The 14698-nt window shown below is 45.4% G+C and carries 14 protein-coding genes; 6 read left to right on the forward strand and 8 right to left on the reverse strand.

The annotated features are described in order from the left end of the window. Positions 1-4 precede the first annotated feature (4 nt). Positions 5-421 carry a YeeE/YedE family protein gene (locus tag IS446_RS10290; protein WP_203060412.1) on the forward strand — a complete coding sequence of 139 codons (417 nt, stop codon included), beginning with the start codon at positions 5-7 and terminating at the stop codon, positions 419-421. 70 nt (positions 422-491) lie between these two features. Here IS446_RS10290 and IS446_RS10295 read toward each other — a convergent pair whose 3' ends face one another. Beyond that, positions 492-938 carry a hypothetical protein gene (locus IS446_RS10295; protein ID WP_203060414.1) on the reverse strand — a complete coding sequence of 149 codons (447 nt, stop codon included), beginning with the start codon at positions 936-938 and terminating at the stop codon, positions 492-494. A gap of 201 nt (positions 939-1139) precedes the next feature. On the opposite strand from IS446_RS10295, the gene trxB reads away from it, so the two are divergent. Continuing rightward, the gene (gene trxB / locus IS446_RS10300; RefSeq protein WP_203060416.1) at positions 1140-2108 is read left to right on the forward strand and encodes a thioredoxin-disulfide reductase; all 969 of its coding nucleotides are present in this window, start codon (positions 1140-1142) and stop codon (positions 2106-2108) included. Between the two features lie 172 nt (positions 2109-2280). After that, complete coding sequence (locus IS446_RS10305; RefSeq protein ID WP_203060417.1) at positions 2281-3525, forward strand: beta-propeller domain-containing protein; 1245 nt, start codon at positions 2281-2283, stop codon at positions 3523-3525. A gap of 104 nt (positions 3526-3629) precedes the next feature. Here IS446_RS10305 and IS446_RS10310 read toward each other — a convergent pair whose 3' ends face one another. Genes IS446_RS10310 through IS446_RS10325 form a run of 4 tightly spaced genes read right to left on the reverse strand, consistent with a single transcriptional unit; the run spans position 3630 to position 6569 of the window. Continuing rightward, positions 3630-4361 carry a head GIN domain-containing protein gene (locus tag IS446_RS10310; protein WP_203060419.1) on the reverse strand — a complete coding sequence of 244 codons (732 nt, stop codon included), beginning with the start codon at positions 4359-4361 and terminating at the stop codon, positions 3630-3632. A 46-nt stretch (positions 4362-4407) separates the two neighbouring features. Next, complete coding sequence (locus IS446_RS10315; RefSeq protein WP_203060421.1) at positions 4408-5487, reverse strand: hypothetical protein; 1080 nt, start codon at positions 5485-5487, stop codon at positions 4408-4410. Further along, positions 5468-6016, reverse strand: a complete 549-nt coding sequence (locus IS446_RS10320; RefSeq protein WP_203060423.1) for a hypothetical protein — start codon at positions 6014-6016, stop codon at positions 5468-5470. The genes IS446_RS10315 and IS446_RS10320 overlap by 20 nt, the downstream gene beginning before the upstream one ends. Beyond that, on the reverse strand, positions 6009-6569 hold the full coding sequence (locus tag IS446_RS10325; protein ID WP_203060425.1) for an RNA polymerase sigma factor: 561 nt from the start codon (positions 6567-6569) through the stop codon (positions 6009-6011). Before IS446_RS10325 ends, IS446_RS10320 begins: the two co-directional genes overlap by 8 nt. A gap of 308 nt (positions 6570-6877) precedes the next feature. On the opposite strand from IS446_RS10325, the gene lon reads away from it, so the two are divergent. The 3 genes from lon to rpsA all read left to right on the forward strand — a co-directional run bounded on the left by lon (position 6878) and on the right by rpsA (position 12063). After that, complete coding sequence (lon, locus tag IS446_RS10330; protein ID WP_203060427.1) at positions 6878-9325, forward strand: endopeptidase La; 2448 nt, start codon at positions 6878-6880, stop codon at positions 9323-9325. A gap of 3 nt (positions 9326-9328) precedes the next feature. Next, positions 9329-10036, forward strand: coding sequence for a (d)CMP kinase (gene cmk / locus IS446_RS10335; RefSeq protein WP_203060429.1), 708 nt, complete (start codon positions 9329-9331; stop codon positions 10034-10036). A gap of 221 nt (positions 10037-10257) precedes the next feature. After that, complete coding sequence (gene rpsA, locus IS446_RS10340; RefSeq protein WP_203060430.1) at positions 10258-12063, forward strand: 30S ribosomal protein S1; 1806 nt, start codon at positions 10258-10260, stop codon at positions 12061-12063. A gap of 54 nt (positions 12064-12117) precedes the next feature. Here the strand turns inward: rpsA and IS446_RS10345 are convergent, their stop codons facing one another. Genes IS446_RS10345 through IS446_RS10355 form a run of 3 tightly spaced genes read right to left on the reverse strand, consistent with a single transcriptional unit; the run spans position 12118 to position 14642 of the window. Then, on the reverse strand, positions 12118-13425 hold the full coding sequence (locus IS446_RS10345) for a cryptochrome/photolyase family protein (protein WP_203060432.1): 1308 nt from the start codon (positions 13423-13425) through the stop codon (positions 12118-12120). 16 nt (positions 13426-13441) lie between these two features. Continuing rightward, complete coding sequence (locus IS446_RS10350; RefSeq protein WP_203060434.1) at positions 13442-14134, reverse strand: SDR family NAD(P)-dependent oxidoreductase; 693 nt, start codon at positions 14132-14134, stop codon at positions 13442-13444. Between the two features lie 10 nt (positions 14135-14144). Next, positions 14145-14642 carry an SRPBCC family protein gene (locus IS446_RS10355; protein WP_203060436.1) on the reverse strand — a complete coding sequence of 166 codons (498 nt, stop codon included), beginning with the start codon at positions 14640-14642 and terminating at the stop codon, positions 14145-14147. Positions 14643-14698 lie beyond the last annotated feature (56 nt).

Here is a 14698-nt window from a genome sequence, read left to right on the forward strand (position 1 = left end):
TCACATGAAAAGAGGATTATTTTACCTGGCTGTTGGTGCACTCTTCGGGATCACCATGTTTAAATCTGAAGCTGCTTCCTGGTTTCGCATTTATGAAATGTTTCAGTTCAAGTCGTTCCATATGTACGGCATTATTGGTTCGGCCCTGTTCCTTGGGGTTATTATCATGCAACTGATCAACAGAGGAAAGATCAAAACTTTTGACGGAGAACAGATCGTTGTTCCTCCAAAAGATATGAGCGTGCCGCGTTACCTGATCGGAGGATTGTTCTTCGGATTAGGATGGGCACTTGCCGGAGCTTGTCCCGGACCTATGTTCACCCTTACCGGTGCCGGATACTGGCCTATACTCGTGGTTATTGGCGGGGCATTGATAGGTACATGGGTGTACGGACTGCTCAGAAGCAAATTGCCGCACTAAAAGAAGTCGTAGAAACAGGCCATGAACACCAGTTAGGGTCATGGCCTGTTATATATGAAGTACCTGGCGGCTAATCTACACGCCGGTAGTTTTCTGAAAAGAGCGGATTTCCGTTGGAGTCTGTTTGGATCTGACTGTACCAGTTCTCTTTGAGGATTAGTTTGAAACTGAATACTCGGGCTGTATCTATAACCTTCATCATGGAGGCTGAGCCATATTCCAGGGTTTCTGTGAGGGTGGAGTCGGTAGCCTCATAACTACCATATGCAAACCATTCTACAGAATCCTGAGGCACAAAGCGGGACCACATGACCTTGCCGTTATAGAACATTTTAATTTGCCTGTACCCTTCAGTGGGCTCCACGGTGTCGACAATTTTTTCCCCGTCATAGGTATATTGATTAACCTGTTCCCAGGTGCCCTCCAGACTCATGAGGTTGGATCGCTCTTCCGGAGTAGTGCCCGAAAAAAGTGCCAGAACCAGAACGGTTATTAGTGCGTAAGAAACTATTTTCATAACGAGAAATATTTTAAATGGTTAGCGGGTTTGCACCCTTAAGATACAAAATTAAGAGCAATAAATAACTGTTAGTCAGATTGTTAGGTGTTGGCGTGCTTGTGGAGTCTTGGTGTGTATAGCCTGTTGGTATTTTTTATTTTTTTTAGCAAGTGCTTTGAAGCAAAACATTTACTTTTGAATTAAAATTGAAATTATATTATGTCAGATAAAGTGGAAAGAATAAAGTGTTTGATTATAGGTTCAGGTCCTGCAGGATATACTGCAGCCATCTATGCGGCCAGAGCCGATATGAAGCCCGTTATGTATACGGGAATGGAACCGGGTGGTCAGCTTACCACAACGACCGAAGTAGATAACTTTCCCGGATATCCTGAAGGGGTAGACGGACCAACCATGATGGTTCAGCTTCAGCAACAGGCCGAGCGTTTTGGTACTGAAGTTCGTATTGGTATGGTAACCAAGGTGAACCTTAGCGATAAGGTAGGTGGAATTCACGAGGTAGAGGTGGATAATACCACGAAGATCGAAGCCGAGACCGTGATCATTGCTACCGGGGCTACTGCCAAGTACCTTGGTCTTCCCAGTGAGCAAAAGCTGCGTGGAGGAGGAGTTTCTGCTTGCGCCGTTTGCGACGGATTTTTCTACAAAGGTCAGGATGTGGCTATCGTAGGTGGTGGTGATACCGCTGCTGAGGAGGCAACCTACCTCGCCAATATTTGTAACAAAGTGACCATGCTGGTTAGAAAAGGTGAAATGCGTGCCTCTAAGGCCATGCAGCACCGTGTGGAAAACACTCCTAACCTCGAAGTAAAGTACTTCACCGAAGTTGATGAGGTGCTCGGAGAGCAGGTAGTTGAAGGTTTACGAGTGGTGAACAATCAAACCGGAGAGAAAGAAGAGATCGCTATTACCGGACTCTTTATCGCTATCGGACATAAGCCTAACACAGATATCTTTAAAGGACAATTGGATATGGATGATACCGGGTACATCATTACCCACGGTAAATCGACCAAGACCAATAAACCGGGTGTATTTGCCAGTGGTGATGTACAGGATAAAGAGTACAGACAGGCCATTACAGCAGCCGGAACCGGATGTATGGCAGCCCTTGACGCAGAGCGTTACCTGGCTACCGTTGAGAGTCCGGAAGAGGTGAATGCCTGATCCTTTATACAGCTCATATAATAAAAACCCCGCGGTGAATTCCGCGGGGTTTTCTTTTTGAAATTATGATTATTCTCATTGTTTAACGGGTAAATCTTGATGAAATTCAAAGTAAAATTACGGAAGTCCTATTTATGCCCCCATAAGTTGAAAATCATCAAAATATTATCATATGAAAAATCATGGTTTTTTACTGCTTTTCCTGCTGTCCTTAGGATGGGTATACGCCCAGCAGCCGGTAAATTCTTCAGTGATCAAGGGGCATGATCCGAATATTGCCTCCCAATCCAGGATCTGGAATGCTGCAGCAGATCGAAACCCGGCAAGACATGCAGACATAGATGGAGTGAGCTTCTTAACCGTGGGTAAGGATGGGAGCTATTTCTATGTTAAAGATTTTTTTGAAGGAGCCATAGGTAAGGTATTCTATCGCGCTTCGGCAGAGGCAGAGGAAGTACTGCTCTTCGAACCCGATTCTTACGCTTGTGCAGAAGAAGATATCTATACGGTATCCGGATTGTATCCCGACATTGATTCGCGAAAGATCGCCATCACCTTAACGACCTGTGATACACAATTAAGCGACCTGGTAATGGTAGATCTCGAGGCAAGGGTCATTGATAATTACGTGTCTGATATATCCTCTGAGTGCATATCATGGCTTCCTGACGGCGAACACATTCTTTACCATCGCTGGGCATCAGAAGATGCAAAAGATCCCAAATTCAGACTTAAAAGCAAGTCTTATATTCACAAGGTGGGTACCGTGGCCGATGAAGACCGGGAGTATTTCTCCTCACGTGTTGCCTCCGGTGCCGATATTCGCGACGCTGAGATTCCCAGAGTATTTTATAACGAGGCTCTTAGTACCGTGATCGGGGTGGTGCGTACCGACGACGATCTGCTAAAGATATACAGGCATAAGGGAGATATCCTGCAGCCATCGCATTGGGAGCCCTTGGCCCTGGAAGCCGACCGCGTTACCGATTTCTGCGTGGGAGACCGCTTTGTGTATTACAAGACCGATACCAATGCGCCCAATTATCGCCTGATGGCTGCACAGTATCGTTGGCCCGATATTTCTAATGCCGACGAAGTGGTTGCCGAATTTGAAAGCGAAATGATCGCCGATTTTGGCGCCAATCGCAGCGGACTGTATTTTACGACCCGGGACAGTGAGGGAGCTGTAAAACTTTGGTTCAAGCCTGCGAAAAGACTTACGTATAGCCCAATCCAATTACCTGTGAGGGCCAAGCAAATCACGATTGAGACCATAGACCCTGATACCACAGAACTATGGTTGCACATTTGGGAAGATAATTTCTGGGAGTTGCACTACCGCTACGATGACCGTACAGATACTTTTGTACGTTTTTCTCTGGAGACGACTCCCCGGGAAGAGGAAAGTATAAACTAAGGCATTCGTCTATATGTAATGATGGGTTTTTAGTTTCATAAAAAAGCCCGTGGCTTAATGGCCACGGGCTTTTCTGTATTGGATTGTTTACTGTATTGGGGTGATCAGCCTTTTTTTCTGACATCACCAGACCCCATACTGCTGGTTTTTTCTTTGGTAGGGGTTCCCTTGTAATTCACATCACCCGAACCAACGATATTGGCATCCAGGATCCCATTGCAGGTCGTCATGATATCTCCTGATCCTGCGATATTGGCATCAACATCACCTGCCGCTAATTCATAGGCTTCAATATCACCGGAACCGGCAATATTGAAATCGGCTGATTTTGCTTTTCCCTGGAGTTTGATGTCCCCCGAACCGGCGATATTCGCCTGTACATTAGTGGCATCTGCCTTAAGTACCATGTCCCCCGATCCGGCAAGGTTAAACTCCATGAATTCCCCCTGTAGGATGATATCGGTAACCACCGAACCGGAACCGGCAAGGTTGATTTCGTCAAGGTCTTTAACCGGGATGGTTACCAGGATCTTATTCCCGCTGCTGGGCTTCAGTTCGTATCCGTCTTCAGATCCAACTTTAAGTTTTCCCTTTTTGGCCTCGATCTCCATATGTTCAAAGAGGTTGGATTCGGCCTCTACCGTGATCATACCTTCCGTACCTTCGACCAGGGTAACATCAAAGTTCCCCGCTATACTGATCTTATCGTAAGGTTCGGTACTGATGGTCTTGGTCGTTACATCGCCGTTACCTTTTACTTTTTCACTGCCCCACCATTGTGCCTGGCTAAGGTTTACGGTAAGTAGTGCTACGATGGCTAAAACTAGATTTTTCATTACTGATAATTTTATGATTGATGATTAGATTAAATTTTATGATGATTTAATTTACTTTGAATCTGACCGATCCGTATTCAGAATTGATCTTTAAGGTATTCTTACCACTGCTGCCTCTGCTTCCCTGGTAATAGTTTTCATGTGACTTCTCCCGCTGCACCTTAAAATCGAAACCGTCTCTGTCGCCACCAAGTCCGGCGTAACTCAGGTCCATTTCAAAGTCGAAGTCATAGCTATCTGCGATCCCGAGCTTGATCCCGGTATAATCTGAATTGATGTTTACATCACCCCCAGTGATCCTGTCTACCTGTATTGACCCGTAATCTGAACTTATGCTTAACCCGGAGCTAATACTCCCGAGTTTTACGGTGAGGTAATCACCTTTACCCTCTATGCTCCCTGCCTGGTCTACCTGGATGTTTCCGTAATCACAGTTGTAGCTCAGGCTTTTTACCGCTCCTACAGAACTTTTGGTGTAATCGGCGCTGATATAAAGCTCGTTGGCATCTTCTACCCTGTAAGACGAGTAATCGGCACTTATGTTACCGGAATTCATGAAATTTATTTCAGAATTATTGGTGTAGTCAAAGCTCAGCTCATTGCCTTTGGCGTTGAGATCACCCAGCATAAGCTTACCGTAGTCGCAGCTTATCTTCGCCTTGCCATCGATGCGATCCAGGTTGATACTACCGTAATCGTTGCTCAGATCGACAGTATTGGTTACAGGGAGTTTAATGGTGTAATTGATCTCCATGCTCACGTTGTTGTTATTGCCCCATCCCCAGCTCCAACCGCTCTTCTCGAATACGGTCTTAGCGCTAACCTGGGAAGAGGAAGCATCAAAGACCACGTCGATCTGATCGAGTTTTTTCTGTGCCTTTTCTTCGTTGTTGCTGTTGGTTTTAATATGGACCTCTATAACCGTTCTGTTTTCTTTCCAGGTAGTAATGTAGAGGTTTCCGTAACTGTTGTCCACCTTAAGCAGGGCATCGGCATTTACCGAAAACTCCTTTTTTATGGTCTTCTCTTTTGTGTGCTTCCCACTGAAACCCGGCTCTGAAAATCCAAAGGTGATCTGCGGAATTAACAAGCCGATCAGGGTAAGCTTAAATAACATGGTTTTCATAATTGTCGTTTTTTAGATTTTTGATTTCTTCGATCTTATTTAGTACGTCCTGTAACAGGTTGATTCGTGTTTGGAAATTGGTGATCATGGCGTGGAGAATAAGTTTTTGGTCTCCCGGTTGATCAACGGCTTCTTTTAATTTTGCATAATCGGCCTCGAGTTTCCCCAGCTGAAGCATGGTGTCGTCTACCAGTTTTTTAGCAATGGGGTCGTTCTCTGCTTCCAGCTTTTCGATCTCTGTCTTGAGTACCGAAGCAAAATAGTTTTCGGTTTTTGCAAATTCCGGATCGGCCTCAATGGCGCTGTTGTTTTGCTGGACGATCTGTAAGCCTACCGTAAGGATCAGGGCTATGGATGCCGCAATAGAAACGATCGTCCAGATCGGGCGCTTGCGTTCTTTGGCTTTGGACTGCTCTGTGTCCTGAAGCTTTTTCAGGAAACGTGCTTCGTGACCCGGAGCCGGCATTTCGGTATCGAATTGCCCTTCCAGCGAAGTAAATAGTTGCTCTATGGGATCCTGCTTATTCATATGCCATTGCGTTTAGGTTCTGTCTTAATTTTTCTTTTGCCCTGGATATCGTAGTACGACAATTCGCGTAGCTTATATCCATGATCTCACTTATTTCTTCGTAGTCGTAACCTTCTATTAAAAACAGGGTTAAAGCCACTCTGTAATTGTCCTTCAACATCTTCATGGTCTGCAATACTTTTTGAGCCTTTATATTGGTCAACTCATGATCAGGAACAAAGCCTTCCTGGTCTTCAACCCTGTATTCTACCACATCGAGAGGTATTTCATTTGCTTTTTGCTTCTTTCGGTAATGTTGAATGCTGTTGTTGATCACAATACGTTTCAACCAGGCCCCGAAAGTAACCTCTCCTTTAAAACTGTCGATCTTGGTAAAGGCAGCCAGGAAAGACTCCTGCATGACGTCTTCGGCCTCATAAGGATCCTTGACAATGCGAACAGCGGTGTTATACATGGCAGCGTAATACGCCTTGTAAACGGCCATCTGTGCTTTTTGGTCTCCCTTTCTGCACCGTTCAATTAACAGCTCATTATGTACATTACTTTGGCTCAAAAAGTATCTGTTTATTCTAAAGATGCCTGCGAAAGGCAATTGTTACACTTTCTATAAAAATATTTGATTCGCACGAGAATAAGCAGAATGATGCGTAATTTTACACCCTTGTTTTTTTAGCCTGAAGAAAGACGTAGGTGTCTCAGGCCCTCCGGTATTAAAAGTGGCACAGCTATTGTCCTATGAAGATGCCGAACCGGTGCAACATAGTGTTAATAAGCTGTATTTGAAAGTGAAACCCACCGGGATGGCCATGTTGAAAAAGAAGAAATCCCCTGTCTTAGTGACAGAATGACCGCAAAAAGATTATGAGCAACAATAAGTTTTTAAATATTGACAGTTTGTCATTACAGAATTTTGATGAGGATGCCGAACTCATTCCTTTGATGACCCCTGAGGATGAGGAAGAGATCAATAACGAGGCCCTTCCGGAAACGTTACCGATCTTACCCCTCAGAAATACCGTTTTGTTTCCCGGAGTAGTGATCCCGATCACCGCAGGAAGAGACAAATCGATCAAGCTCATCAAGGATGCCAGTAACGGCACCAAGGTGATCGGGGTGGTAGCCCAAAAGGATGAGAACATTGAAGACCCGGAAGCCAAAGACCTGCATCGTGTAGGTACGGTGGCCCGCATACTCCGTGTGCTTAAAATGCCCGATGGGAATACTACAGTGATCATTCAGGGTAAAAAACGTTTCCAGATCGATGAGATCATTGCCGAAGAGCCTTATTTTACGGCTACTATTTCTGATATGAAAGAGGAGAAGCCGGAAGACCAGACCGAATTCGATACCATTATCGACTCTGTCAAGGAGCTGGCCCTGCAGATCATCAAGGAAAGTCCGAACATCCCCACCGAGGCAACCTTTGCCATTAAGAATATTGAGAGTAAATCGTTCCTGATCAACTTTATCTCTTCCAATATGAACCTGGAAGTAAAAGATAAACAGGAACTTTTAGAGAATAGCAACCTCCGGGAACGTGCTTTGGAGACCCTGAAGCACATGAACATGGAGTTTCAGAAGCTGGCCCTGAAGAACGATATTCAGAGCAAAGTACGATCTGATATGGATCAGCAGCAGCGCGAATACTTCCTCCACCAGCAAATGAAGACCATACAGGAAGAGCTTGGTGGTGTTTCGTCTGAAGCAGAGATCGAGGAGATGCGTAATCAGGCCAAAACAAAGAAGTGGACCAAAAAGGTTGGGGAGCATTTCGATAAAGAACTCATGAAGCTACAGCGTATGAATCCGCAGGTAGCCGAATACTCCATACAGCGCAATTACCTGGAGCTGTTCCTCGAATTACCATGGGAAGAATTCTCTAAGGACCAATTCGATCTCAAAAGAGCCCAGCGCATTCTCGACAGAGACCACTACGGACTCGAAGATGTGAAGAAGCGTATTATCGAGTACCTGGCCGTACTGAAGCTGAGAAACGATATGAAATCGCCTATTCTTTGTTTGTACGGACCTCCGGGAGTGGGTAAAACCTCTTTAGGGAAGTCGGTGGCAGAGGCCCTGGGCAGAGAGTACGTGCGCATGTCACTTGGCGGACTCAGAGATGAGGCCGAGATTCGCGGGCATCGTAAAACCTATATCGGAGCCATGCCCGGACGTATCATTCAAAGTATCAAGAAAGCAGGAACTTCGAATCCGGTATTCATACTCGACGAGATCGATAAGCTGTCGGTGAGCCATAGCGGTGACCCTTCTTCGGCCATGCTCGAGGTGCTCGACCCGGAACAGAACAGTGAGTTCCACGATAATTTCCTCGAAATGGGGTATGACCTCTCGAAGGTGATGTTCATTGCTACGGCCAATAGCCTGGCCACCATTCAGCCGGCTTTGCGAGACCGTATGGAGATCATCAATGTGACCGGGTATACCATTGAAGAGAAGGTAGAGATCGCCAAGCGTCACCTTTTACCGAAACAGCTCAAGGAGCACGGGATGAAAAAGGATGCCCTGAAGATCGGAAAGCGCGAGATGGAGAAGATCGTCGAAGGCTATACCCGCGAATCGGGAGTGCGTAGCCTCGATAAGAAGATCGCTAAGATGGTGCGTCATGCGGCCAAGTCGATCGCCATGGAAGAAGAATACAACGTAAAAGTTACCGTAGAAGATATCGAAGAAGTGCTCGGACCACCACGTCTGGAACGCGATAAATACGAGAATAACGATGTTGCCGGCGTAGTAACCGGACTGGCATGGACGAGTGTTGGAGGGGATATCCTGTTTATAGAATCGATCCTGACCAAAGGAAAAGGGAATCTTACGATCACCGGAAACCTGGGGCAGGTGATGAAAGAATCGGCTACCATCGCTATGGAATACATCAAGTCGAATGCCGAACTGTGGGGTATTGAGCCTGCCGTACTCGAAAAGTACAATGTTCACATTCACGTGCCGGAAGGCGCCACGCCTAAAGATGGCCCCAGCGCAGGGATCACTATGCTTACCTCACTGGTGTCGCTGTTCACACAGCGCAAGGTGAAGAAGAGCCTCGCCATGACCGGGGAGATCACCCTGAGAGGGAAGGTATTGCCGGTAGGAGGAATTAAAGAAAAGATCCTCGCTGCCAAACGAGCAAGGATCAAAGAGATCATTCTCTGTGAAGAGAATCGCAGGGATGTGGAAGAGATCAAGGAAGAATACCTCAAGGGACTGAAGTTCCACTACGTAAAAGAAATGAAGGAGGTGATCGATATTGCGATCACCAACCAAAAGGTTAAGAACGCTAAAACACTATAGCAAATGGGCAGGATCACCATTGCCATTGACGGACATTCCTCAACGGGAAAAAGCACAGTAGCCAGAGAACTGGCAAAGGCCCTGGATTACATCTATGTAGATTCGGGCGCCATGTACAGGGCGGTAACGCTATATGCCCTGAGAAACGGATTCGTAGATCAGGCCAATGGCGGAGTGAATAAGGAAGCACTCATAAGCAGCCTTCCCGATATCGAACTGGTCTTCGAGAAGAATGGTCAGAACGGAAAGGCAGAGATCTGTCTTAATGGCGAGAATGTAGAAAAAGCCATCAGGACCATGGAGGTTTCCGGTTTGGTAAGTGCCGTAGCCGCCATGCCGGAGGTTCGCAAAAAACTGGTAGAGCAACAACGCCTTATTGGCAAGGATAAAGGAGTGGTTATGGACGGAAGGGATATAGGTACCGTTGTATTTCCCGATGCCGAACTCAAACTTTTCATGACAGCAAGTTCCAGGATCAGAGCTACCCGTAGGTATAAGGAACTGCTGGAGCGCGGCGAGGACATTAGCTTTGAGGAAGTGCTTCACAATGTAGAATCACGTGATCATGCCGATTCTACCCGTAAAGATTCACCCTTGGTCATGGCAGAAGATGCTGTGGAGATCGATAATAGCGATATGGGCGAAGCAGAACAGTTCGAGCGTATTCTGAGCCATGCAAAAGACCTGATAGCAAAAGGATCGGCCGGTTAAGCGGAAAGAATAAGTTGAAGATCAGAAGAGTGCAGGTGAAAGCTTGCGCTCTTTTTTTTGATATCCTATTGTGAATCAAAACATATAATTGTATTTTTGCACTCCTTTTTGGCAGATTGAAGAGGTGAAAAGGGTTATAAAGTTTTAAATATGAACATCTTCTGTGGGTGAGTGCTTAGCCTCTTTCTCGTTTCACGGAATACAAATTTAACTCAGCAAAAATGGCTGAAACTAAAGAAAACAAAGGAGCAGAAGCTCAGGAAGTACAAAAGGAAACTGTATCAAAACAAGAATTCCTTGACAACTTTAACTGGCACAATTACGAAGAAGGAATTGATCCTGTTGAAGACGACAAACTTAAGGAGTTCGAAGCACTCGTTGAAGAGAACTTCGTAGATACAGCAGATGAGGAAGTAGTAGAAGGAACTGTTGTTCACCTTACCGACAGAGAAGCGATCATTGACATCAACGCTAAGTCTGAAGGGGTGATCTCTCTTAACGAATTCCGTTACAACCCTGATCTTAAACTAGGAGACAAGGTTGAAGTACTTATCGACGTAAGAGAAGATAAGACAGGACAGCTTGTACTTTCACACAGAAAAGCGAGAACCATTAAAGCATGGGACCGTGTTAACAACGCTCACGACAAAGGTGAGATCGTTAACGGTTACGTGAAGTGCAGAACTAAAGGAGGTATGATCGTTGACGTATTCGGAATCGAGGCGTTCCTTCCAGGTTCTCAGATCGATGTTAAGCCTATTCGCGATTACGATGCATACGTAGGAAAAACAATGGAATTCAAAGTGGTTAAGATCAACCACGAGTTCAAAAACGTTGTTGTTTCTCACAAAGCACTTATCGAAGCAGATATCGAAGAGCAGAAAAAAGAGATCATCGGGCAGCTTGAAAAAGGTCAGGTACTTGAAGGTACTGTTAAGAACATTACTTCTTACGGTGTATTCATCGACCTTGGAGGTGTTGACGGTCTTATCCACATTACAGATCTTTCTTGGTCACGTATCAATCACCCGAACGAGGTTGTTGAACTTGATCAGAAACTTAACGTGGTTATCCTTGACTTCGATGATAACAAGTCAAGAATCCAACTTGGTCTTAAGCAGCTTCAGAAGCACCCATGGGATGCTCTTGGAGAAGAAGTAGCAGTAGGAGACAAGGTGAAAGGTAAAGTAGTTGTGATCGCAGATTACGGTGCATTTATCGAAGTAGCTGAAGGAGTTGAAGGACTTATCCACGTTTCAGAAATGTCTTGGTCTACCCACCTGAGATCTGCACAAGATTTCGTTAAGGTTGGTGATGAAGTAGAAGCTGTGATCCTTACTCTGGACAGAGAAGAGCGCAAGATGTCTCTTGGTATCAAGCAACTTACTCCAGACCCATGGACCGACATTACTACCAAGTACCCTGTAGGTTCTAAGCACAAAGGTATTGTTCGTAACTTCACCAACTTCGGTGTATTCGTAGAGCTTGAAGAAGGTATCGACGGACTTATCTATATCTCAGACCTTTCTTGGACTAAGAAGATCAAGCACCCATCAGAGTTTGTAAACGTTGGTGATGAGCTTGAAGTAGAAGTTCTTGAATTGGATGTAGACGGACGTAAACTGAGCCTTGGTCACAAACAAACCCAGGAGAACCCATGGGATAAGTATGAGGCTGAGTTCGGTGAAGGAACCGTTCACACTGCAGAACTTGACGAGATCGTAGACAAAGGTGCTACCATCAAATTTAACGATGATATCACTGCCTTTGTTCCATCACGTCACCTTGAGAAAGAAGACGGTAAGAAGCTTAAAAAAGGAGAAACTGCTGAATTCAAAGTAATTGAGTTCAACAAAGACTTCAAGAAAGTTGTAGCTTCTCACACTGCCATCTTCAAAGAAGAGGAGCAGCGTAACGTTAAAGCTGCTGCCAAGAGAAGTAAGCAAACTGAAAAGAAAGCTACCCTTGGTGATGCTAACGAGCAACTGCAAGCATTGAAAGACAAAATGGAAGGAAAAGGAGAGTAATCTCCCTCCGGAAATTTTAAAATAAGGAAAGCCTCCCGTTTGGGGGGCTTTTTTTTAACTTACCGCCTCCTTATACGTCGCCAAACAACGTTCGCGGGCTTCTTTGTGATCGACGATAGGAGTAACGTAGTTGTCGGAATCGTATTCGGGCACCCATTTTTTGATGTACTTATGATCTTTATCGAACTTGCTTACCTGGGTGATCGGATTAAAGATCCTGAAGTAAGGCGCGGCATCAACGCCGCTACCTGCAGCCCATTGCCAGTTGCCTACATTCGAAGACATTTCATAGTCGAGAAGTTTTTCGGCGAAATACGCCTCGCCCCAGCGCCAGTCTATAAGCAGATGCTTGCAAAGAAAGCTCGCAACAAGCATGCGAACGCGGTTATGCATATATCCGGTAGCATTGAGCTCCCGCATTCCGGCATCGACGAGCGGATAACCGGTACAGCCCTTGCACCACTGCTCAAACTCCTTCTCGTTATTACGCCACGCAATGCGGTCGTATTTCTTTTTAAAGCTCTCCTTACGTGTATGAGGGAAATGCCAGAGGATCTGCATAAAGAACTCTCTCCAGATCAATTCGTTTAAAAAGGTCTCATTTTTTTCGGCCATGGCTTTGCGATAAACAGAACGTATGCCAATAGTACCAAAGCGAAGGTGCGGACCAATACGGGAAGTTCCCTCTTTGGCGGGGAAGTTTCTTGAATTTTCATAATCCCTGATGAGCTGTGGATCCAGATCGTAGTCCGGTACTTCAATATCCGATCTGGTAAATCCTATTTCTTCAAGGGAACAAAAGGGGAGTTCAGAGATTTTCAGGAAATTGTCGCCATAGGGCGGGATCTCGAATATCTCAGGCAGCGTATCGCCCAGAGTTTGTTTCCATTTTTTCATGTAGGGAGTGTACACCACATAGGGGTCGCCATCATCTTTGACCACCTCGCTCTTTTCAAAGATCACTTGGTCTTTGAACGAATTGAATTCGATGTATTCCTGTTCGAAAAGGTCGTACACCTGGTTGTCCCTGCGTTCGGCATAGGGCTCATAATCGTGGTTGGTGAAAACGGCTTCGATCTCGAAATCTTCGAGCAGGGAAGAAAAAACATTGACCGGAGTGTCGTGATATACCCCAAGCGAACTGCCGTATGATGTTTGCAGTTCTTCTCTCATTTTCGTTATCCGGTCGTGAATAAAGGTAACTCTCGCGTCATTTTTCGGGAGCTTGTTCAGGATATTTTTGTCGAAAATAAAAATGGGAAGCACAGGCAGGTTGCCCTTTAAGGCTTCCTGCAATCCTTTGTTGTCGTCCAGTCGGAGGTCTCTTCTGAACCAAAAGATGTTTACAGATGGTTTACGCACAAAGTTGCTTTGATGGTTAATTGATGTTCAGTGCAGAGATCCCTCCATCTACCTTAAATACCTGTCCGGTTATCCATCTGGAATCGTCTGTTAACAGAAAGGTAGTCATTTTTGCCATATCTTCTGCGGTTCCGACCGACTTGAGGGGGTGTCTTTCGCTCATCTTCTGTTTTTTCCCGTCGTTATTCAATAATCGTTCTGCCAAAGGGGTGTCGGTGAGGGAGGGAGCTATGACATTCACCCTGATCTTAGGGGTGTACTCCGCAGCTAGTGCCCGGGCAAAACCTTCAATAGCACCCTTTGCGGCAGCCACACTGGTATGAAAGGGCATACCTGTTTGCACGGCTACAGTGCTGTAGAAAACCATGCTGGAGCCCTCTTGCATCTTAGCAAGTACTTTTGGTAGTATGCAGGTAAGTGCAAAGAAATTCACCTCCATGTCCTCCCGGAAATCCTTTTCAGAGAGCATTTTGAAAGGGCGGAGATTGATGCTTCCCGGACAGTAAACAAATCCGTGTATCTCTTCAGGGAGTTGCAGTGCATCCGGGCTATCGTTGAGCACATCGTATTCCTGGTATTGAACAGGGAGGCTATTGAGTTCTCCTTCGGTTCTGCAGGCAGTAAATATTTGATAGTCTTTGTGCATCATCCGAACGACTTCCCGTCCTATTCCATGAGATCCGCCGATGATGAGTATATTCTTTTTCATAAGTGTTTTTTTATGCAGGTTTCATTTCGATGATGCGTACATCACCTTTTACCGTTCCGAATAACTCTATGAGTCTTTCCTTGCGGTGATCAAAGATGGTTTTCAATTGTTTTTTAACCACGAGCCAGTGCATGAACTGTCCGAGGATCCCGAAAGGAAGTTTGTAATCTACAATGTCTTCCATTTCAACGCCACCTTCCACCGGAGTGATAAAGTGCTTGTGATGCCAGAGGGCATACGGCCCAAAACGTTGCTCATCTACAAAATATTTTCCCGGTTCAACATGAGTGATCTCCGTTACCCATTTGGTGGCTATCCACGGAAATGGTTTAACAATGTATTGAATGATCTGTCCGGGATACATCTTGCGATCTGCGCCGGAAGTGATCTCAAAGCCCATATGTTCGGGGGTGATCGCTTTCAGGTTGGCCGGATCAGATAAGAAATCCCAGGCTTCTTCAACACTTATCGGAAGCTTTTGTCGTGTATGGATCTTGTATAATTTCATAAGTATTTCCTTGTTATTCGAAATTACAAAGAATATTGTTTAATAATTAAAAAATA

This window comes from Robertkochia sediminum (assembly GCF_016786255.1).
GTDB classification, from domain to species: Bacteria; Bacteroidota; Bacteroidia; order Flavobacteriales; family Flavobacteriaceae; genus Robertkochia; species Robertkochia sediminum.